The organism is Methanobrevibacter thaueri (assembly GCF_003111625.1).
Lineage (GTDB): Archaea > Methanobacteriota > Methanobacteria > Methanobacteriales > Methanobacteriaceae > Methanocatella > Methanocatella thaueri.
Genome location: NZ_MZGS01000031.1, coordinates 1 through 19,793 on the forward strand (window position 1 = coordinate 1; position 19,793 = coordinate 19,793).

19 protein-coding genes are annotated in these 19,793 nt (G+C 39.7%); 1 reads left to right on the forward strand and 18 read right to left on the reverse strand.

All coding sequences use genetic code 11. The features are described 5' to 3' along the window. Positions 1–168: 168 nt before the first annotated feature. The 17 genes from MBBTH_RS10355 to rfbD form a co-directional block, all read right to left on the reverse strand. On the reverse strand, positions 169–2,160 hold the full coding sequence (locus MBBTH_RS10355) for a CoB--CoM heterodisulfide reductase iron-sulfur subunit A family protein (protein WP_116592961.1): 1,992 nt from the start codon (positions 2,158–2,160) through the stop codon (positions 169–171). A gap of 299 nt (positions 2,161–2,459) precedes the next feature. Next, a complete protein-coding gene (locus MBBTH_RS10360; protein ID WP_116592962.1) occupies positions 2,460–3,365 on the reverse strand; it encodes an AEC family transporter in 906 nt (301 codons plus the stop codon). 56 nt (positions 3,366–3,421) lie between these two features. Next, complete coding sequence (radA, locus tag MBBTH_RS10365) at positions 3,422–4,357, reverse strand: DNA repair and recombination protein RadA (RefSeq protein ID WP_116592963.1); 936 nt, start codon at positions 4,355–4,357, stop codon at positions 3,422–3,424. 22 nt (positions 4,358–4,379) lie between these two features. After that, entirely contained in the window at positions 4,380–6,980 is a 2,601-nt protein-coding gene (locus MBBTH_RS10370) for an OB-fold nucleic acid binding domain-containing protein (protein ID WP_243409822.1), read from the reverse strand. Positions 6,981–7,134: 154 nt separating this feature from the next. Next, positions 7,135–8,538 (reverse strand): undecaprenyl-phosphate glucose phosphotransferase, encoded by a 1,404-nt coding sequence (locus MBBTH_RS10375; protein WP_116592964.1) that lies wholly within the window; start codon positions 8,536–8,538, stop codon positions 7,135–7,137. A gap of 54 nt (positions 8,539–8,592) precedes the next feature. Next, positions 8,593–9,447, reverse strand: coding sequence for a glycosyltransferase family 2 protein (locus tag MBBTH_RS10380; RefSeq protein WP_116592965.1), 855 nt, complete (start codon positions 9,445–9,447; stop codon positions 8,593–8,595). A 12-nt stretch (positions 9,448–9,459) separates the two neighbouring features. Further along, a complete protein-coding gene (locus MBBTH_RS10385) occupies positions 9,460–10,422 on the reverse strand; it encodes a glycosyltransferase (protein ID WP_116592989.1) in 963 nt (320 codons plus the stop codon). A gap of 5 nt (positions 10,423–10,427) precedes the next feature. After that, positions 10,428–11,384, reverse strand: coding sequence for a glycosyltransferase family 2 protein (locus MBBTH_RS10390; protein WP_116592966.1), 957 nt, complete (start codon positions 11,382–11,384; stop codon positions 10,428–10,430). A gap of 10 nt (positions 11,385–11,394) precedes the next feature. Further along, a complete protein-coding gene (locus MBBTH_RS10395; protein ID WP_116592967.1) occupies positions 11,395–12,474 on the reverse strand; it encodes a CDP-glycerol glycerophosphotransferase family protein in 1,080 nt (359 codons plus the stop codon). 4 nt (positions 12,475–12,478) lie between these two features. Further along, positions 12,479–12,760: a hypothetical protein gene (locus tag MBBTH_RS10400; RefSeq protein ID WP_116592968.1), complete on the reverse strand. Its 282-nt coding sequence runs from the start codon at positions 12,758–12,760 to the stop codon at positions 12,479–12,481. Then, positions 12,761–13,027: a hypothetical protein gene (locus tag MBBTH_RS10405; RefSeq protein WP_116592969.1), complete on the reverse strand. Its 267-nt coding sequence runs from the start codon at positions 13,025–13,027 to the stop codon at positions 12,761–12,763. It lies immediately after the preceding gene. 227 nt (positions 13,028–13,254) lie between these two features. Beyond that, complete coding sequence (gene rfbB, locus MBBTH_RS10410) at positions 13,255–14,262, reverse strand: dTDP-glucose 4,6-dehydratase (protein WP_116592970.1); 1,008 nt, start codon at positions 14,260–14,262, stop codon at positions 13,255–13,257. A gap of 8 nt (positions 14,263–14,270) precedes the next feature. Then, positions 14,271–14,828: a dTDP-4-dehydrorhamnose 3,5-epimerase gene (gene rfbC, locus MBBTH_RS10415; RefSeq protein WP_116592990.1), complete on the reverse strand. Its 558-nt coding sequence runs from the start codon at positions 14,826–14,828 to the stop codon at positions 14,271–14,273. 5 nt (positions 14,829–14,833) lie between these two features. Further along, the gene (rfbA, locus tag MBBTH_RS10420) at positions 14,834–15,700 is read right to left on the reverse strand and encodes a glucose-1-phosphate thymidylyltransferase RfbA (protein WP_116592971.1); all 867 of its coding nucleotides are present in this window, start codon (positions 15,698–15,700) and stop codon (positions 14,834–14,836) included. A gap of 17 nt (positions 15,701–15,717) precedes the next feature. Continuing rightward, entirely contained in the window at positions 15,718–15,945 is a 228-nt protein-coding gene (locus tag MBBTH_RS10425; RefSeq protein WP_116592972.1) for a barstar family protein, read from the reverse strand. 1 nt (position 15,946) lies between these two features. Then, positions 15,947–16,399 (reverse strand): ribonuclease domain-containing protein, encoded by a 453-nt coding sequence (locus tag MBBTH_RS10430; protein WP_116592973.1) that lies wholly within the window; start codon positions 16,397–16,399, stop codon positions 15,947–15,949. After that, positions 16,396–17,235 carry a dTDP-4-dehydrorhamnose reductase gene (gene rfbD, locus MBBTH_RS10435; protein ID WP_116592974.1) on the reverse strand — a complete coding sequence of 280 codons (840 nt, stop codon included), beginning with the start codon at positions 17,233–17,235 and terminating at the stop codon, positions 16,396–16,398. The genes MBBTH_RS10430 and rfbD overlap by 4 nt, the downstream gene beginning before the upstream one ends. A 74-nt stretch (positions 17,236–17,309) precedes the next feature. Here rfbD and MBBTH_RS10440 point away from each other — a divergent pair, with 74 nt between their 5' ends. Then, positions 17,310–18,548 (forward strand): nucleotide sugar dehydrogenase, encoded by a 1,239-nt coding sequence (locus MBBTH_RS10440; protein WP_116592975.1) that lies wholly within the window; start codon positions 17,310–17,312, stop codon positions 18,546–18,548. On the opposite strand, the gene MBBTH_RS10445 is transcribed toward MBBTH_RS10440, so the two are convergent. Beyond that, entirely contained in the window at positions 18,545–19,777 is a 1,233-nt protein-coding gene (locus MBBTH_RS10445) for a DUF2264 domain-containing protein (protein WP_116592976.1), read from the reverse strand. The two genes, MBBTH_RS10440 and MBBTH_RS10445, sit on opposite strands and share 4 nt — an antisense overlap. Between the last annotated feature and the right edge of the window lie 16 nt (positions 19,778–19,793).

Below are 19,793 nucleotides of genomic sequence, written 5' to 3' on the forward strand. Positions count from 1 at the left end.
AAAACCATAAAAAACACAACCAAAAAGTTAATTAACTCTAATAATAGATTGTACTTCCTAGTATATAAAATTAAAGGATAATAAAATAAGAAAAAAAATTTAAACACAAAAATTATGAGTCAGCCTCAAAAAAAGAAAAAAAAGAAATAGAGAAATTAATCTCTAAATCTATTTACCTAAGTCTTCAAGAGCAGCACTGATTTGTGCCATAATTTGCTCGGTTTTGAAGTGTTGTTGGTTCATTGCACCAGATGGACATGCACCTACACAAGTTCCACATCCTTTACATAATGCGGAGTTAATTTGTGCAAATTCTTTTCCACCTACACCGGTAGCGATTGAAATAGCGTCGAATGGACATAATTCAACACATACTTGACAAGCACCACATACGGTTTCGTCGTTGGATGCAATAATAGGTTCGATTTCTACTTCTCCTTTTGCCATTGGGATAGCTGCTCTGGATGCTGCAGCTGAACCTTGTGCTACGGAGTCAGGAATATCTTTAGGACCTTGTGCTACACCAGCAATGTATACACCGTCAGTTAAGGTGTCAACAGGTCTGAGTTTTGGGTGAGCTTCCATGTAGAATCCGTCTGCAGATCTGGAGAGACCTAAGGTTTGTCTGAGTTCGTCAGATCCTGCGGAGTGTTCGAGACCTACGCTTAATACAACTAAGTCGTAAGTGTATTCAGTTACTTTACCGAGTAAAGTGTCTTCTGCTCTGATAGTTAAGGTTAAGTCATCGTTTTCGAAGATTTGTGCTGGTTTACCTCTGATGAATTCAATACCGTATTTTTCTTGAGATGTTTTGTAGAACTCTTCGTATCCTTTACCGAAGGAACGGATATCCATGTAGTAACAGGTTACTTTGGTATCAGGTTCGTGGTCGATACATAATTGAGCGTTTTTCATGGAGTACATACAACATACTCTGGAACAGTATGGTTTACCGATTTGTTCATCTCTGGAACCGACACAGTGGATGAATGCAACACGTTCTGGTTCAATACCGTCGGATGGTTTGATTACGTGACCACCGGTAGGACCGGATGCGTTAATCATCCTTTCAATTTCCATAGCGGTAATTACGTTGCTGTAACGGCCGTATCCGTATTGGTAAATTCCGGATGGGTCGAATGGGTCGTAACCGATAGCTGCGATAATAGTACCAACTTCTAACTCGATGATTTCAGGTTGTTGATTGTGGTCGATAGCATTTGGTCCACATGCTTGTACACATAAGTTACATTCGATACAGTAGTCCTTATCGATGGTTGCACATAATGGTACAGCTTGAGGGAATGGGATGAATGCAGCTTTTACCATACCGACACCTTCGTCGTAGTAGTTAGGGATTTCGATAGGACAAGCTTCTTGACAGGATCCACATCCGGTACATAATGCTTCATCAACATATCTTGGTTTTTTCTCTACTTTTACGTTGAAGTTTCCGATGTATCCGTCTACTTCGGTTACTTCTGCGTAGGAAATCAATTCGATGTTTTCGTGTTTCTGACAGTCTACCATCTTAGGTGCTAAAATACACATTGAACAGTCGAGTGTAGGGAATGTTTTATCTAATTGTCCCATACGTCCACCGATGGTTGGGTTTCTTTCTACAACGTAGGTTTTGAAGCCCATGTCAGCTAAGTCGAGGGAAGTTTGGATACCAGCTACTCCACCACCAATAACTAATGCAGTGTTGTTTACTGCTACTTTGGTAGCTTCTAAAGGTTCGAGTAATCTAGCTTTTGCAACAGCCATACGTGTTAAGTCTTTAGCTTTTGCGGTTGCTTCTTCAGGTAAGTCCATGTGTACCCAGGAGTCTTGTTCCCTTAAGTTTGCAAATTCAAATAAGAACTTGTTTAATCCAGCTTCTTCTACACATCTACGGAAAGTAGGTTCGTGAAGACGTGGGGAACATGCAGCTACAACAATTCTGTTTAAGTTTTTCTCTTTGATGTCCTCTTGGATCATAGCTTGACCAGGGTCGGAACACATGTATTTGTAGTCAGTTGCGTAGACAACGTTAGGAAGTGTCTTTGCATATTCTGCTACTTCAGGACAGTCGACTACTCCACCAATGTTTACACCACAGTGACAGACGTAAACACCTATCCTTAATTCTTCGTTATTATCTATTTTTTCTTCTGCCATATTAATTCACCTTGTACAAGTCGTGAAAAATATCTAATATATATAAAAAATTGCAATTTTTAAAACAAGTTAGTAAAATTTTACATAGTATTAGATATACATATGTAGTCAATACACCCTTATAAACATTTCTATAAAATACTTGGAGTAAAGCTTATATATGATGAGTTAAAAGCCTTTTAAAAATGAGTTTATATCCTAAACTAACGCTAAATATAAATTATTAGCTCAAATAAAGGATAAATTTCCTTTTTTGATAAAACGATAAATTTAGGTTAAGATAAAATTTCAATTTTTTATTAAATTATCATGATAATTACCGGAAGTGTAATCAAAGAGATTACAGTGTTGATCAAAATGCAGTCTGAAGTCAGCTCATAGTCGAGCTTGTAGGTTATCGAAAGCAGGAGTGACATCATTCCGGAAGGCATTGCGGCCTCGACGATTGATATTGTATACTGCAGGTCAACCAAACCGATCTTTGTAGCGATTAGAAATGCAACCAACGGAAAAAACATCAGTTTCATCACTGAAGTGAATGCGATCATGGATTTTGACCTGGACAATGCCGAAAAGTCAATTGACAAACCCAAGGCAATCATGATTAACGGAATGGCGCCCTGTCCCAGATAATTGACTGTGTTGTCAATGACCGCCCCGATTGGAATGTTGAGGAAATTGAAGACCAGGCCCAAGACGACCGCCCACAAAGGCGGGAAAAGTGTGATTTTGCGAACTGCGGTTCTGGCCGTTCCGCCGAACTTCAAAATCAGGACAAATGAAAGGATCAAAAAGATACATAATGTGGCCATGTCACAGAAAATCGCCCTCAGGAAACCTTCCTGTCCAAAAATTCCCAGAGTGACCGGATAGCCCATAAATGCTGTGTTCGCAATCATCACGGTGACCAGTACGCTCCACAGTGTGATGTCATCCAGGTTGAGACGTTTCAATATGAAATATGAAACTATTCCTGTTGCAAAGGATGACGCCAGAATTATGAAAGGCAGAATGCCCAGCTTGGAAAGCATTGACAGGTCAGCGGAATAGATGGCGTGAAAAATCATGCACGGCATCAAAATGTACATTACTATTCTATTGAAAGGGTCAATGTCCTTTTCACTTAAAAAATCGATTCTTTTAAGGAAATAGCCAAGCCCAATCATTATGATGATTGATAAAATAGTAACTTCAATTTCATTCATGAGTAAATATTAGATAAAAAAAGTATAAAAAAGTTAAGAAAAAAAAGAAAATAAAATTAGCTAACGATACCTTCGCTAGTAATTTTAAATACACATTCACCTTCAGGCAAATGAGGGGAATCCACTAAACGTGCGATTCTTTTTCCTGCCAGACCTTTCTTGAGCCAGATTCTGTAAGTGGAAGCGTGACCTAAAACGTGTCCACCGATAGCTTTGGTAGGGCTTCCGAAGAAGGAATCAGGTTTGGCCTGAACCTGGTTAGTTAAAAAGATTGCAACGTTGTAGGTGTTAGCAATTTGTTGAAGTGAGTGTAAATGCTGATTTAACTTTTGTTGCCTTACGGCCAGGGACTCCCTTCCGACATATTCAGCCCTGAAGTGAGCCATCAATGAATCGACAATTACCAATTTGACATTGACACCGCTTTGGATAAGCTCATTGATCTTATCAACCATGAGGATTTGGTGAGCGGAGTTGAATGCACGTGCAACATGGATTCTGCTTAACACTTCAGTGGTGTCCAATTCGAATCCTTCAGCGATTTGTCTAATCCTTTCAGGACGGAAAGTGTTTTCAGTGTCGACAAATACACATTCGCCGTCAAGACCGCCGAGTTCCTCAGGCAATTGGACAGTTACGGCCAATTCATGAGAGATTTGACTTTTACCTGATCCGAATTCACCGAATACTTCAGTGATGGATTGGGTTTCGATTCCGCCACCGATTAAGTCATTGAACTCTTGGCTTCCAACAGTGATGTGTCCTACATCTTTTCTTCTTTCGTCTACTTCTAACGCTGTTTCAAAAGTGATGTTTTCTGCCCTACGTGCAGCTTCAATAACCTTTTCAGCAACGCCTTCACCGATTTCAGCTTTGACTGATAATTCTTTTGGAGTAGCGGTAGCTAATCTCATCATATCAGCAAAACCTGCATCTTTTAATTTTTCTGCTGTTTTTTCTCCAACACCTGGTAAATCGCTTAATTCAACCATAATAATCATTCCTTCCGTTTATCTAGTAGTATTTTTTCAAAAATTTCTTAGGATTTAACCTATTTGTTTCATTATATTCATCGAAATTAACGTTTGCAATAAATTCAATTGTGAGTCCAACTAAATCTTGAAGTTTGTCTTCAATTCCATATCCATCTTCAATAGTTGAAATTACCTCTTCTTTTGTCATTCCACTTAGTTCTTCAGCTAAATTATCAAAGAAAGTAGCTTGGATATCGCCAGTTTCATCTGAAATTCTTGTAGGAATCATGAATGTGTAATCAGGTTCATCAAAGATATATCCACAATTGTCACAGTGATAATCATCTTCGCTTTCCTCAACGCTTGCGCGACAATTTGGACATTTTCTAAGTAATGGCCTATCCACTCCCACTTCATCAATCTTTGCGGTAATGTGAACATTGGTGTCGTCCTCATACAATGCTTCAATGGTTTTTGGTACGAAAATCATTTCCATCAATTCATCTAATGAAGGTAATTTTTCCAGTTCACTTTCACTTGGCTCCAACATTGTGGTGGATCCTGATATGTTGGCTTCTACACGATTTGTTCTATCGTTGTATCTGAAGTTAGGGTTTTGTAACTTGATTGCTTGGCCCAGTTCAAATTCTTTTTTGGCGTCATCGTTCCAGAGAACAACAACTACAGAGCCTGTGTCATCAGCAATTTCAATATTTCTGACTAATCCTTCCCCATCGTCTCTTTCAAATGTACGTGGCTCGAATATTTCAATCACTCTACCGATGATGATCTTATCTCTTTCATCCTCTTCGACCTCATCGATGCTGATTTTATCGTAAAGAGCTTTTTCCAATGTTTCCAATTTAGGGATGAACATTGCGGATGCTTCCTCTTCGGATAATCTGATGATTCTTGCAGTGCCTCCAACATTTAAATCCACATTATACATTCCCATTCTGGTTCTGGCGTTTTCAATTCTGTATGCCTCACCGACATCATATGCCCCTTGGGCCTTTTCATTCCAGAATGACAGTCTTACCTTACCTGATTCATCGGCAAACATTGCGGAACGGACCTGTCCAACCTCTCCATCATCTCTTTGGAATTCCCTGATGTCCTCAAGGGATAGTATTCTTCCGATTATGTCGATTTCAATGCCGTCATCATCCATCAACTCTATTTCTCCAATAGGGGTTGGGTGAAGGTCTGCCCTTAAGGCTTCCAGTTCATCCAATTCCTCGATTGACAGGTTTTGAGGATTGATAGTGATTTGGGTGTTGAAATTGGTGTTCATGGAGTATTGGCTTTCAGTGTATTCGTCAAAGCGTACGTCCCCACCGATTATTTTGACAATGTCTCCTTTGTTTAATGGTAATGAGGTGTCATCTCCCCATACTGTAACCCTTATGTCACCGGTAGTGTCTCTGACATCAAAGTTCCTTAGTTTTCCTTCGGAGTTATCGGTTTTTCTATGGAACAGCTTAATGTCCTGGAGTTTTGAAACGATACCTATGATTGAGACATCCTTCTGTTCCCTCAAATCGCCGATTGGTGAGAATTCCTGAACGAATTCAGGGACGTCATAATCCCCTTTGATTATTCTTCCGTCCCAGTGGGTTAATGATATTTCATCTTCTCCATCCCTGTTCGGCCTGCTGCGTGCTTGGGCTTGGATTATTTTAACTGTGTCTCCATCTTCAAGTCCCAAATCGTTGATTAGCTCCACGTTTTTATTCCATAATGTGTAAGAGATTTGTCCTGAACCATCCTGTAATTCAAGAGATGCAACTTTTCCTTCTTTTCCATTTTTCTCATATGACCTTATTGTTGGAATTCTAACGATTCTTGCAATGATGTTGACTTTTGTATCCGGTTCTATGTCAGTTATGTTGACAATATTTTCCTCATAGGCAGGGAACCTTGCAGGGTCGTCATCAATGTGGATGACGCTTGATCTTGGCATTAAGTTTGCTTCCAAACCTGTGTATCCTTCCTTGATATCTACACCCTTAATCTGTATGGTGTCCCCTTCGGAAAATGTTTTAATAAGTCTAATGTTTTGAGTCCAGAATACGGCTCTTATTTCGCCTGTGTTGTCCTTCAACAGTACATTGCTGACCTCTCCATTTTGACCTTTGCGTGTTTTGAATTGTCTTGGGTTTGAAATTGAAATCACTCTACCGGAAATTGTAGTATCCCTGCTTCCTTTTTCAATGTCCTTAATAAGTTTGACATCATCTTCTACCTCATTGGTTATAGCTTCCGGTTCTTCTGTGATCAATTCACCGACAACCATGTCTGCTAAGCTATCGTCGGTCATGAATGGATTTTCTGATTCTTGCTGTCTGAATTTTTCAATTCTTTGGAAGAATTCCTCTTCTGAAATTAGATCTTTGACCTTATCATATTTCTCTTGTAAAACATCAGTCATTCGATTTGTTTCACTGGTCTCATCAGCTTTCTCAAAAATGGATGTATCGACGCCGTTATGGTTTTGCACAACCATCTGTGCGGCTCCAAAATCATCAATAAAATTTATTCCATCATTATCAGCTTTGATCCTTTCAATTTCTTCTAAGAACTCTTCTTCAGAAAGTTTATCTTTGACTTTTTCATATTCTTGTGATATTTTTTCTTGCATACCAAACCCCTCATAGAAAAGTTAATTATAATTTTATAATCATAGTGTATATAAAGTATTAGAGAGAGCATTTGAGAAGTAATCCCAATACAATTTATAAAAAAATTTTAATATAAATATTATCCAAATGCACAGGCGTGTAAATGCACAAATGTTAATATGCATTCGGATTTTTCTTCAATGCAGTTTTAATCATTATTGCCAAGTCCAAACCCATGTGCCAGTTTTCTACGTACTCAATATCATATTCTATACGTTTTTTGATTGATGTGTCTCCACGGCAGCCATGAATCTGCGCCCAACCGGTCAAACCCGGTTTTACCTGGTGTTTGACCATGTATTTTGGAATTGTTTCCTTGAACTGCTCTACGAAAAACGGCCTTTCGGGTCTAGGGCCGACAACACTCATGTCGCCTTTCAAAACATTAAAGAATTGAGGCAACTCATCGATGCTAGTTTTTCTAATAAAGTCTCCAACCCTGGTTTTTCTTGGGTCATCCTTGGTGGTCCATTCTGACTTTTCCTCATTAGGGTCCTGAACCTTCATGCTTCTGAACTTATACATCATGAATGTCTTACCGTTGTAACCCATCCTCTCCTGCTTGAAGATGATAGGGCCGGGAGATGTTAACTTAATGGCAATAGCTGTAATAATCATTATAGGTGATGTTATTATAATCGCTATGATTGCTATTATGTAATCTGACAGGTACTTTAAAAACTTATTGAAATCATCGTCCAACGGAACATAACGGATATTGATTATCGGAATGTCCTCAATCATGTCTACGGACGGCTGTGCCGGGAAGTACCTGATGTAATCCGGAATGATTTCCGCCTTGATTCCGACTTTTTCACAGCTTTCCACGAGTTCATTAATCTTATAATAATATTTCAATGGAATGGCCAAAACCACCCTGTCATATCTGTTGTTTTCAAGCACATGATCCAAATCATTAAAGGAACCGATAATCCTGCTTCCTTCCATTTCCAATCCAACATGTTCGGACCTTCCCAAAAATCCGCTGACAACAAAACCCAAATATGGATTTTCACGTATCTTGCGTGCGAAAGAGAATGCCAGCTCATTGTCTCCGACGATGAGAATATGCTTCAGGTTCTTATTGTTCACCCTTAAGTTCTTGAGGATGCCTCTAATGATAAACCTCTCGATTATTCCAAAGAATGTTCCTATGATTGCAAGCAGGAACAGCATTATCCTTGAAAAGTCTGGCTGATTGATTATGAAAAGAATTGAGACCAATGCGAAAAATGCTATGATATTTACCTTTATGATTTGAGTGGCTTCCGAAAATATATTCTTATATGTTCTGCGAGGCTTATACAAGCCAAACGCAAAGTATAGAATCAGATAAACAGGAATTACGGCGAAAGTTAAGAATAAAAGGTAACTCTGAAAGCCCAAATGGCCGCCGAGCGGACCGAACAATGTAGTTTTAAATCTGAGCCATATGGAACAGACCAATGAGACGCTTATGACTAAGACGTCTATTAAAACTAAAAGTATATTCAATGCTTTCTGATTTTCCTTTATCATGATAACTACCAAAAACTAGTCTCTAATATTATTATGTATTATTATACAAATTATTTAACTTTTTTTAAACATGTTCAGGAAAAGTTTCAAAAGACATAAAATAGCTATCCCCAAATAAACAATGAAATTGACGATGAACGAGGATTCCCCCGCATGATGCTTTTTATAATATATGTACATTGCACGGTAAAACTCATAAATCAGCTTGGATTTCTGCTTTTTACTGCTGGCGCCCTTGAGGTGGGTGATTTTTGAGCTGCCATAATAGATTATCTTCCAGCCGGCCTGCTTGATGCGGTAACATAGGTCGATGTCCTCGCCGTACATGAAGAATGTCTCGTCAAGCAACCCTATCTCATCCAATGCATCCTTTCTAATGAACATGAACGCACCGGTCAGGCAGTCGATTTCATAGACCTCGTCATCCGGCAGGTCTGTCAGGTTGTAATTGTCATCCTTGCTGTTTGTCGGAATGTGGAAGAGTCTGAAAAATGAGTTTTTGACATTTGGAAATGACCTTTTGCAAGCCTTATCAAGCTCTCCGTCTTCGAGAAGAACCCTGCAGCCGCAGGCTCCCACATCAGTGTGGCTTTCCATGTAATCGTAAATATTTTCAAGGGTGTTTTCCCAAACGATTGTGTCTGAATTCAACAATAGCTGATATTTGCCGCTTGCCTGTCTCAATGCCTGATTGTTTCCTGCCGCAAAACCGTTGTTGTCCTTTGAGGCTATGAACTTGACCTTGTCTGCGAAATAATCCTGCAGCCTTGCCAAACTATCGTCGCTGGATGCATTGTCCACTACGTAAATCTCATAGGTGAACGGATAATCATACTCCAGAATGGAATTAACGGTGTTTTTGGTTAATTCGAATGTCTGATAATTTACAATAACTACTGAAAGGTCCATAAAACTCACTGATTATCTTTTTAAAAATTTGATTGTATTGATTATTAATCTGTATTCTATTTTAAAATAGTTTTTTGTATTGCCGGCTTTGAACTTGACCTTGTCTATTTTCTCGCCTCTGCTTGAAAGTCCTTCCTTCAATCCAGCAAGATAGGTTGAGCCGAAGCCTTTCCTGACAAAGAATATGTACTTGATGAGGAACCCTAAAAACAGGAAGATGAAGTTAACTATCTTCATCGGTATCGGGAGGTTCTTATATACGACCCAGACATTGTTTCTGGCCGCAAGGCGGACCTTGAACTCGTTGTATCTGCTTCCTGATGTTGCAGATCCGATATGGTAGACTATTGCATCCGGACACAGCATGTTGACATGGCCGCTTATCCTTGAGCGTATCGCAAGGTCAACGTCCTCCATATAGGCAAAGAAGTTATCGTCAAACATTCCTATCTCATTCAATAGGGATTTCTTGTACATTGCAGCCCCCGCACATGCGGAAAATATTTCGCAAGGCTCAGTATACTCATTGGAGTTGTGGTTTTCCCCCACCTTCTTGGTCCAGGCAAGCAGGTTGTATTCATCGCCGACATCGTCAATAAGTTCCTTGTTGTCGTATTGAAGCATCTTGGCCTGGACTGAAAATATGTTGTCGTCCGATGACGCCAAGTCGAGCAATGCCTTGATTGAGCCCTCCTTTATCTCGGTGTCATTGTTAAGTGAGAAAATGTACTCATATTTGGCTTTCTCTATTCCCTGATTGACTGCAGGTGAGAAACCCCTGTTTTCAGTGTTTTCAATCAGCACTACAGGGAAATTGAACTTATTGCCTTTAATGTAATCCTTACTTCCGTCAGTTGATCCGTTATCGACTATTATAACCTCTCCGATATATTCCGAATCGTTGTTCAATGACTCGAAGAATGTCTTGAGGAATCTTTCCCCATTGTAGTTTGGCGTAACGACTGAAACTTTCATGTTAATCAAATTGAATTTTTTAATCTCATCCATGTCCTGTAATACATCTTAGGGTTTAACAGGAACAATCTTATCTTTAGCTTGAATTTGGAATCCCCCTGATATCTTGACAGCTTTGTTAACAGGTCAAGTTCCTTCATTTTTGCCATGACCTCGTCAAAATCATATCCGTTGTGGAAAAAGAAATTCATGTTTCCAAATATTGCCTTTGGGATTCTTGATGTTATTATTAGATTGGCGAGTTCTGCCTTATTATTTTTATTGTAAAAGTCGGCCAGGTTCTCAAAGATTTCTATGACTCCGAATCTCATATATTCCGTGGACTTGATTGCGGAATCTGAATGCTGGACATAGTAATAGGTCACCTCATTGTTGATGACTATCTCCTTGCCGTTGCTCAATGCCTTGTGGGCGAATTCAGTGTCCTCGCCATAAACAACGCCCGGCGTGAATCTGATGTCGTTGTCCTTGATTATACTTGCCCTATACATCAGCTGGAAGAAATTGAAGGTTATCTCCATGTTCAGTTCCTTCTTGATGAAATCGTATGTTGATATGACGTCCTCGGTGTAGGTGTCCATATCAATCAGCCTGTCGCCGTCCTCCTTAACATACAATATCAGGCTGAAATCGCTTTCGCCATTGTATAGCGTTGATAGGTGGTTTGATGTTACATGGTCATCCGCATCGATGAAAACAAGATAATCCCCGGTTGACGCATCTATTCCAACGTTTCTTGCAACGCTAACTCCTGCATTTTCCTGATGGATAATCTTATGCGGTATCTCTGTCTTTTCCAGGGTTTCTTTTATTATCTCCAGGCTATTGTCGGTTGATCCGTCATCGACCACTATAATCTCATAGCTGTCAAAATCCTGATTTATTATTGAATCTAATGTTTTACTTATATACTTTGAGGCATTGAAAACCGGAACGATGACACTGACCTTATAAAAATCCATTTTACCACCATTATTTTAACAGATAATCTACCACTCGCTTAGATGATTGACCGTCAATTTCATCAAATTGTGTCATGATGAAGTCGGAAATTTTGCTTTTGTCAAACTCGCCATTGGCTATGGCACTTATCAGCTCATCGGATGTCTTGACTATAGGTCCTGGAACCGTGGTTTCGAAATCGTAATAAAATCCACGTTCATTTGAAAGGTAACTGTCCAGGTCATAAGTGAAGAAGAGTATAGGCCTGTTCAAAACTCCATACTCAATCATTATTGAGGAATAATCGGTTATCAGAATGTCGCTGATAAGCATGAGCTCCTGCTCGCTTTCAAAACCGCTGACATCAACATACTTTCCCTTTGAGGAAATGTCATCCTGATAAAAGTCCCTGATTTTCGGGTGAAGCCTCAATGCCAGAACGTACTCGTCAGACAGCGCCTCATTGAACCTGTCCAAATCAAGATAGTCGAAGACATTGTTGTACTTTTCCTCATCACGAAAAGTCGGGGCGTAAAGAATGATTTTCCTGTCCTGTGAAACGCCATACTTTTGACAAAAATCGGCTTTTAACTTGTTTAAATCATGATTTTCAAAATAATAGTCCATGCGGGGAAGGCCCAAAGCCTTAATTTTGGATTCGGGAATTTGAAAAGCCTCGCTGTAATGCTTCTTAATCTTTTTAGAAGTCACAACGAGATAGTCTGTGTTTTGGGAAATCCTTCTCAGGATGTCCCTGCTTTCAATGTCGACTGACCCTCCGAATTTCTTGGATGCGCCAGGGGCATGCCACAGCTGAACAATGACACTTTCCTCCTTGAAATTCATAAATGCCAAGGGGAAGAAGTTGTCGTTTAGAAAAATGAACTTGGAGCTTGCCAGCTTCTTGAAGCTTCCAAAAGACAGCTTGTCCTTGTAAAAAAAGTGGAATTCGTAATCTCCTCTTCTCTCAAATTCCTTCTTGATGTAATTGAGATTACCCTTAAAAGACTCTCCGGAGTCGATTATAAAAGAAACTCTTTTCTCATTAACTTTTGTGAATCTGAATAATTTGAATAATGACGCATAGAGTTTATGTTTTAAATATGACATGATATCAGTGGAAAAATGCTAACATTCCAGGGATTGCTCCCATAATCGCTTGAACACCTAAAATGAAAATTGCAAGTCCTCCGATAAAGTTAATGTATCTGGCATATTTCATTGCAAACCTTGTTCCGAAGGTACCGATTAACAGCCAGCAGAAAACGGCACAGAAACTTAAGACAGCCAGTCCCAAAGGATTGACAGCTGCTGCAACACCCTGAGCTGCCAGAATCAGGTTTTCTATGTTTCCAAAAAGAAGCAATGCTAAAAATGGTTTTAATTCGCCGTTCATTTATTCACCCCTAATAGAAGTGATCATCGCTTGAGCACCTAAAATAAGGATTGCTAATCCACCAATGAATTCTATGAAAGAAACATAGTCAATCAAGAGTTGGGTACCGAAAGTACCGATGACTAGCCACATGGCAACGCATAAAATACTTGCAATTCCTAACTTAATAGGATTTACGCCTGCTACAACACCTTGTGAGGACAAAACCAGGTTTTCAATATTCCCAAATATTATTAACCCCACAAAAGGCAAATATTGCTCCAACATCCAAATCACCATTTCCCCAAATAAACAGAATTTATTTATTACTAATAATTATTAATGAATTATAATATATAAAACTATCATTAAAATTATTAAAATATTTTATGATTTAATTGAATGATAAATAATGCTTTTTAGAATTATTAAGGAAAAATTGAACAAAATAGAAAAAAATAATGAATAAAATGATTATTTATTTAAATTAAGAGGTACATTTCAAGTGTAAATAACTATCTGTTGGAATACATCTTCTCATAGTATTCCTGATATTCGCCACTTCTAATCTGATTGGTCCATTCCTGATTGTCAAGATACCATTGAATTGTTTCCTTAATTCCCACTTCAAAAGTGTATTTGGGACTCCAGCCCAATTCCTCCTGTATCTTGGTTGAATCAATGGCATAACGCCTATCATGGCCCAAACGGTCAGTGACAAATTCAATCAGTGACTCGTCCTTGCCGAGCTCCTCCAATATCAGCTTGACAATGTAGATGTTTTCCTTTTCATTGTTTCCACCGATGTTGTAGACCTCGCCGAGCCTACCCTCATGAAGAACCAAATCAATCGCATGGCAGTGGTCATAGACATGAAGCCAGTCACGAACGTTCTTGCCGTCCCCGTAAACGGGCAGCTTCTTGTTTTCCAAGGCGTTTGAAATCATCAATGGAATCAGCTTTTCGGGAAACTGATAAGGTCCGTAGTTATTGGAACAGCGTGTGATGTTTATTGGCAGACCAAAAGTCTCGCCATAGGCGCGTGTGATTAAATCCCCACCGGCTTTTGAAGCTGAATACGGACTGTTTGGCTGTAGCGGAGTTGTCTCTGTAAAGTATCCGGTCTTGCCCAATGTCCCGTAAACCTCATCTGTGGAGATTTGAATGTACTTTTCAACGCCGTATTCCTTGGATGCGTTGAGAAGGACCTGTGTTCCCAAGACATTTGACTTGATGAAAATTTCCGGATCCTCAATGCTTCTGTCAACGTGGCTTTCGGCCGCAAAATTAATGACATAATCGCATTTCCTGACTATGTCATCCACCACTTCCTTATCCCTAATGTCACCCTTGACAAAAGTGTAATTGTCCTTATTCTCAATGTCCTTAAGGTTTTCAAGGTTTCCGCAATATGTCAATGCGTCAAGGTTAATGATATGGTAATCTGAGTACTTGTCAACCATGTACCTTACAAAATTGCTTCCAATGAAACCTGCTCCGCCAGTGACTAAAATATTTGTCATGATAATCCCTAATATTTGATGTTTGCTTCTTTAAATGATTTCCATTCCTTATCTTTATCTGATAAAATTATCTCATCAATGCCGTCCAACGGCCATTCAATAGCTATATCCTCATCATTCCACATTATTCCGGATTCATCCTCACCATGATAGAATTCTGTGCACTTATACAAGAATTCCGCTTCATCTGACAAGACCAAAAATCCATGAGCGAATTTTGGCGGAATGTATAGCTGCTTTTTGTTTTCCTCTGACAATATCGCGCCATACCATTTTCCATAAGTTGGGGAGTGGCCTCTAAGGTCCACTCCGACGTCAAAAACTTCTCCTTTTATGACACGAACTAATTTACCTTGAGGATAGTTTAATTGTAAATGCAAGCCTCTTAAGACTCCTTTTGATGATTTTGATTGGTTATCCTGAACAAACTTCAAATCATGGCCTGCCTCAGCAAAATCCCTCTCCTGGAACGTTTCCATAAAATATCCTCGGTTGTCCTCAAAAACTGTGGGTTCGACTATGAACATTCCCTCTATTCCGGTTTCTGTGAATTTAAATTTACCCATATCAATCATCTTTTAACTAATTTGAACAAGTATTCGCCATAATCTGTCTTTTTAAGTTCTTCAGCGGTTTTCAGCAATATCTCATCATCGATGTATCCCTTACGGTATGCGATCTCTTCAAGACATGCGATATATAATCCCTGCCTCTTTTGAATTGTTTCGATGAAATTTGAAGCTTCCAAAAGTCCGGCATGGGTTCCTGTATCCAGCCAGGCCATTCCACGACCCAACAATTCCACCTTAAGTTTTCCGCGTTTCAGATATTCCTCATTTATTGAGGTGATTTCAACTTCTCCTCTTTCTGAAGGCTCAACGTTTTTGGCTATTTCCACAACAGTGTTGTCATAGAAATACAGGCCTGGAACAATATAATTTGATTTAGGTTTATCCGGCTTTTCCTCAATAGATAAAACATTCCAGTCGTCATCAAATTCAACGACACCGAATGCTTCAGGATTATTGGTGTAATATCCGAATATCACTGCCCCTTCCTCCAAAGCGGTCGCCCTTTCTAGAATTTCAGTGAATCTGTGACCGTGGAAAATGTTGTCTCCGAGAATCAGCGCAACATTATCATCGCCGATGAAATCCTCGCCTATTATGAATGCCTCAGCCAGCCCGTTAGGATTTTCCTGAACCTCATATTCGAACCTTATGCCTAAACTTGATCCGTCTCCAAGCAAATCCTTATACATTGGCAAGTCCCTAGGAGTGGATATAATCAATATTTCCTTAATTCCAGCCAACATCAGCACTGAAATTGGATAATAAATCATTGGCTTGTCATACAAAGGCAACAATTGTTTGGAAACGGCCTTTGTAATCGGATATAACCGGGTCCCAGAACCTCCGGCAAGTACGATACCTTTCATGATTATCACTTTGTACCTTATATTATTTTAAATTTTAAAAATTCGTTCTCATTGGCCGCATCGACGAACGTGTCGATGATGTCTGTGTCAACATCATCAGCGTTAATAAGCTCAATTTCACATTCGATTTCACATAGGCAGTCATATAATGCATCCAAATTTTTGCCGTAATAGTCAGGGAAACTTAAAGCCTCCATCAAATAGTCATGTCCTTCCTCTTTGATTAATTTACCATCAAGCTGCATTTTATACCTCTGTAAATGTGTTGTAGTGGTCGTCTGTGTAATAAACCTTATAATTGCCTGAATTGTATACTATCCTTTCCGCTCCACGGTTGGTTCCGTTCGCATTGATATCGCATTCGATGTACTTTGAATCGCTGTCCGGCAATATGTGCTGCCTGTTGGTGAAGGTGTCTCCTCCAATGCTTTTTCCAGGGGCGTATTTCTTGAGCGGTCCGCCATGCCATCCTAAAGCGTTAGCCTCCTTCTTGGTTATGTAATTGCTTGGAAGCTTGTGGAATTCCTTGATGTATGCCGCAACCTCGTCCACGGTGCAGTACTGGCCATCTTCCACCACACTGACATCACTTCCGTCATCATTGCCCAAACCCAGAAAATCCAAAAATCCGGCGCTTACGGCTGAAAGGCTGACAAGCGCAACGACCAATGCGATAAGTAAAACTAATTTTTTATTCATTTTATCAACCCAATATATTCTTTTATAGCCTCTTTATAATTCCTTAAAGGTTCAAATCCGTTTTCAACCCAATTCCTGTTTTCCAGAACGGAATAGCTAGGTCTTGGAGCGGGCCTTGCAAACTCGGATGCGGTAACCGGAATGACATTAACGTCCACGTCGGCAACCTCGAAAATGTATCTTGCAAACTCACACCAGGAGCAATTTCCGGAATTTGTCAAGTGATATGTCCCATAATAATCGGTTTCAATCAGCTCGGAGATTCCTTTAGCCAGGTCTGGAGTGTAGGTGGGAGTTCCGACCTCATCATACACAACTGTTATTTCGGAATGGTTTTGTGCCAATTCAAGCATTGTCCTTGGAAAATTGCGGCCGTTTACGCCATATAGCCATGCTGTCCTTACGATGAAGTATTTCTCAAGTATTTCCTTAATGTGCTCTTCACCTTTCAGTTTGCTTTTGCCGTAAATGCTGATCGGACCTATCTCATCATCCTCAACCCAGGGACGGTCGTTCTGGCCGTTGAAAACATAGTCTGTGCTTATATGAACCAATGGACAGTCAACTTCCCTACAGGCCAAGGCCAGGTTTTTAACGCCCTCGCCATTCACATTATATGCCAAATCGGGATTGCTTTCACAGCCGTCAACGTCCGTGTATGCCGCCGAGTTGATGACGATATCAGGATTTGAGTTGACGATAAAGTCCATTACACTGTCCCCATCGGTTATATCAAGGGTTTTGGAAGTTGTAAGGAGCAACTCATGCTTGTCCTTTAGAACCTCAATTAGGTCATGGCCCAACATTCCATTTGAACCTGTAATCAAAATCTTCATATAATCACTTAAAACTTTTATATATTGTTTATAATATATATTATACTTAATATATAAGGAAGGGAGATGTGATTATGAAAATATGTATTATGGGACAAGGCTATATCGGGCTTCCGACAGCCGCACTGTTTACAAGAAACCATTGTGAAGTCATTGGAGTCGACATCAATGAACAGATTGTTGAAAACTTAAACAAGGGAATAATCCACATTGAGGAACCCGGAATCAGCGACATTATCAAAAATGCAGTGAAAAACAATGTGTACACAGCCTCATTAACTCCTGAAAAAGCAGACGCATTCATAATTACAGTACCGACCCCCTACATCGTTGAAAATTACAGTTGTGACTTGAGCTATGTCATTACCGCATGCGAAACAATCATCCCATACATAGAAAAGGGAAATACAGTCATCATCGAATCAACAATAGCCCCAATGTCAACCGACGAGACAATCAAGCCTATCTTTGAAAAGGCAGGTTTCAAAATAGGCGAGGACTTGTTCCTTGCACACTGCCCTGAAAGGGTCTTGCCGGGCAGAATCATTGAGGAATTGATTCACAATGACCGCATCATCGGCGGAGTGACACCTGAATGTGCAGTCAAGGCAAGCGAGGTCTATGGACAGTTTGTGGAAGGTGACCTGATGCTAACAGAGGCAAAAACCGCTGAACTTTCAAAATGCATGGAAAACACCTTCAGGGATGTCAACATAGCACTTGCAAATGAACTTGCAAAAATCTGTGCTGAAATTGGAGTCAATGCACTGGACGTCATTGAAATGGCCAACAAGCACCCAAGAGTAAACTTGCACTCACCGGGACCTGGAGTAGGTGGACATTGCCTTGCAATCGATCCATACTTCATCTATGCCAAAGCGCCTGAAACCGCAAAGATAATTAAGCTGGCACGTGACACAAACAACTCAATGCCTGATTTCGTGTGCGAATACGTAAACAAAATAATTTCAGAAGGCAAGATTGCAGTGTTTGGAGTATCATACAAGGGCAACACCGGAGACGACAGGGAAAGTCCTGCCTATGAGATCATTGCAAAATTAAGCACAAAATATGAAATAGCCATTCACGACCCTCACATTGAAAATCCTAATTTTGTAAATTTCGAGGAAGCCGTGAAGGACGCCAACCTGATTCTGGTTTTATGTGACCATGATGAGTTCAAAGACATGGATTACGATTATATCAACAAAAGCATGGCTAAAGCAGTGATATTCGATACAAAAAATATAATAAAAGAAGTTCCATCAGAAATTAAATTGTTTAATTACGGGAACTTATATGAATTGAACTAAAAATTGATTGATTGGTCTGGTTGTATTTGATGGCCGTTCCATGCTTTAAGACTACTCCATTCTTCAGACGGAGCTTCCCAGAACATATCGTTGGCTTTTAAACCTAACGCTAAAAAGACAGCACAGCATGCGTAAACGCTACCAGTATTGGTTTCATCGTCACAAATATCAATTTGAGATGCATTCAAACCGCAAATCAACCATCCTTCACTATTGAAGTTCTGACTGCCTGTGAATTGTCTTTGAATGATTTTTGTTAGGGCGCTTCTTACCTGAGCCGGAGCGATGTTTCTCGGCAATATCTTAAGCAATGCAGCCTGTGAAAGCAGATGGAATACACCACATCGATAAGCCAGGGATTTTCCAAGCAACGGATAGGTTCCATCCGGTGAAATCATCCTTTCAAGTTGTGATGACAATCTTGATGATCTCATCAATTGGACATCCAAGAACTCTCCTTCCTGAAGGCCGTATTTCCTCATGACCGCCAAAATGTCATTCAGCATCGGATGGATGATAAGGCTATTATAGTATCCAACATCGAACTCGTCACCGTTTGAATAGATTGCATCGCCTACATAGAACTCGTCGCGGAATTTTGAAATGGCATAAGTCAGCCTTTCCTTGTCGCATTCGCCGGTGAATTCCAATAATGCGGCTTCAACCATTGAGGTGTACAATAGCCAATGATTCTCATAAGGCGCTATGATTCTTGTATTTTTAAGTTCACGGATAATTCTTGCTTGAATATCCATAGGTAAGTTAAGCCAGATTTGTTTTTTGGCCCTGAGTAATCCTTGAGCAAATAAAGCAACATCAACTAAAGACTGTTTAGGTTCTACAACAAAAATATAATCATTGCTATTTGTATTAACGGCATTTGAAATCGCTTTCAATGTTAATTTAATGTATTTTTCACGAACTTTACCCTCCTCAGAGGTATCTACACCCAATTCCAACCAAGGTGCTATTCCATTAAAAACACGAGCAAATGCTTCAAGATAAGCAAATTTCTCTCCCTCGCCACTTTTTGACTCTACAGGCATGTTCTTTCTAAGTGAGCCTTTAGCCAAATTGCTAATGACAGGAAATGTTATTTTTTGCAATGTTGAAACCCAAAAAATCCTATCTTCCCAAACAGGAGCCTCCTCCTCTATTACGGGAGGCTTTTCTTCTTTTTTTAATCTTTTGAAAAATGAGTTGCTCATGAGTAGTATTTTGTCAGACATAATATATAAAGATTAA

Coding starts and splice junctions, on each gene's coding strand:
- MBBTH_RS10375 (WP_116592964.1), bottom strand. CDS start 8,538: ATGATAAAGGAAAATCAGAAAGCATTGAATATACTTTTAGTTTTAATA.
- MBBTH_RS10370 (WP_243409822.1), bottom strand. CDS start 6,980: ATGCAAGAAAAAATATCACAAGAATATGAAAAAGTCAAAGATAAACTT.
- MBBTH_RS10395 (WP_116592967.1), bottom strand. CDS start 12,474: ATGTCATATTTAAAACATAAACTCTATGCGTCATTATTCAAATTATTC.
- rfbD (WP_116592974.1), bottom strand. CDS start 17,235: ATGAAGATTTTGATTACAGGTTCAAATGGAATGTTGGGCCATGACCTA.
- MBBTH_RS10380 (WP_116592965.1), bottom strand. CDS start 9,447: ATGGACCTTTCAGTAGTTATTGTAAATTATCAGACATTCGAATTAACC.
- MBBTH_RS10400 (WP_116592968.1), bottom strand. CDS start 12,760: ATGAACGGCGAATTAAAACCATTTTTAGCATTGCTTCTTTTTGGAAAC.
- rfbA (WP_116592971.1), bottom strand. CDS start 15,700: ATGAAAGGTATCGTACTTGCCGGAGGTTCTGGGACCCGGTTATATCCG.
- rfbC (WP_116592990.1), bottom strand. CDS start 14,828: ATGGGTAAATTTAAATTCACAGAAACCGGAATAGAGGGAATGTTCATA.
- MBBTH_RS10430 (WP_116592973.1), bottom strand. CDS start 16,399: ATGAATAAAAAATTAGTTTTACTTATCGCATTGGTCGTTGCGCTTGTC.
- MBBTH_RS10390 (WP_116592966.1), bottom strand. CDS start 11,384: ATGGATTTTTATAAGGTCAGTGTCATCGTTCCGGTTTTCAATGCCTCA.
- MBBTH_RS10405 (WP_116592969.1), bottom strand. CDS start 13,027: ATGTTGGAGCAATATTTGCCTTTTGTGGGGTTAATAATATTTGGGAAT.
- rfbB (WP_116592970.1), bottom strand. CDS start 14,262: ATGACAAATATTTTAGTCACTGGCGGAGCAGGTTTCATTGGAAGCAAT.
- radA (WP_116592963.1), bottom strand. CDS start 4,357: ATGGTTGAATTAAGCGATTTACCAGGTGTTGGAGAAAAAACAGCAGAA.
- MBBTH_RS10425 (WP_116592972.1), bottom strand. CDS start 15,945: ATGCAGCTTGATGGTAAATTAATCAAAGAGGAAGGACATGACTATTTG.
- MBBTH_RS10385 (WP_116592989.1), bottom strand. CDS start 10,422: ATGAAAGTTTCAGTCGTTACGCCAAACTACAATGGGGAAAGATTCCTC.
- MBBTH_RS10360 (WP_116592962.1), bottom strand. CDS start 3,365: ATGAATGAAATTGAAGTTACTATTTTATCAATCATCATAATGATTGGG.
- MBBTH_RS10440 (WP_116592975.1), top strand. CDS start 17,310: ATGAAAATATGTATTATGGGACAAGGCTATATCGGGCTTCCGACAGCC.
- MBBTH_RS10445 (WP_116592976.1), bottom strand. CDS start 19,777: ATGTCTGACAAAATACTACTCATGAGCAACTCATTTTTCAAAAGATTA.
- MBBTH_RS10355 (WP_116592961.1), bottom strand. CDS start 2,160: ATGGCAGAAGAAAAAATAGATAATAACGAAGAATTAAGGATAGGTGTT.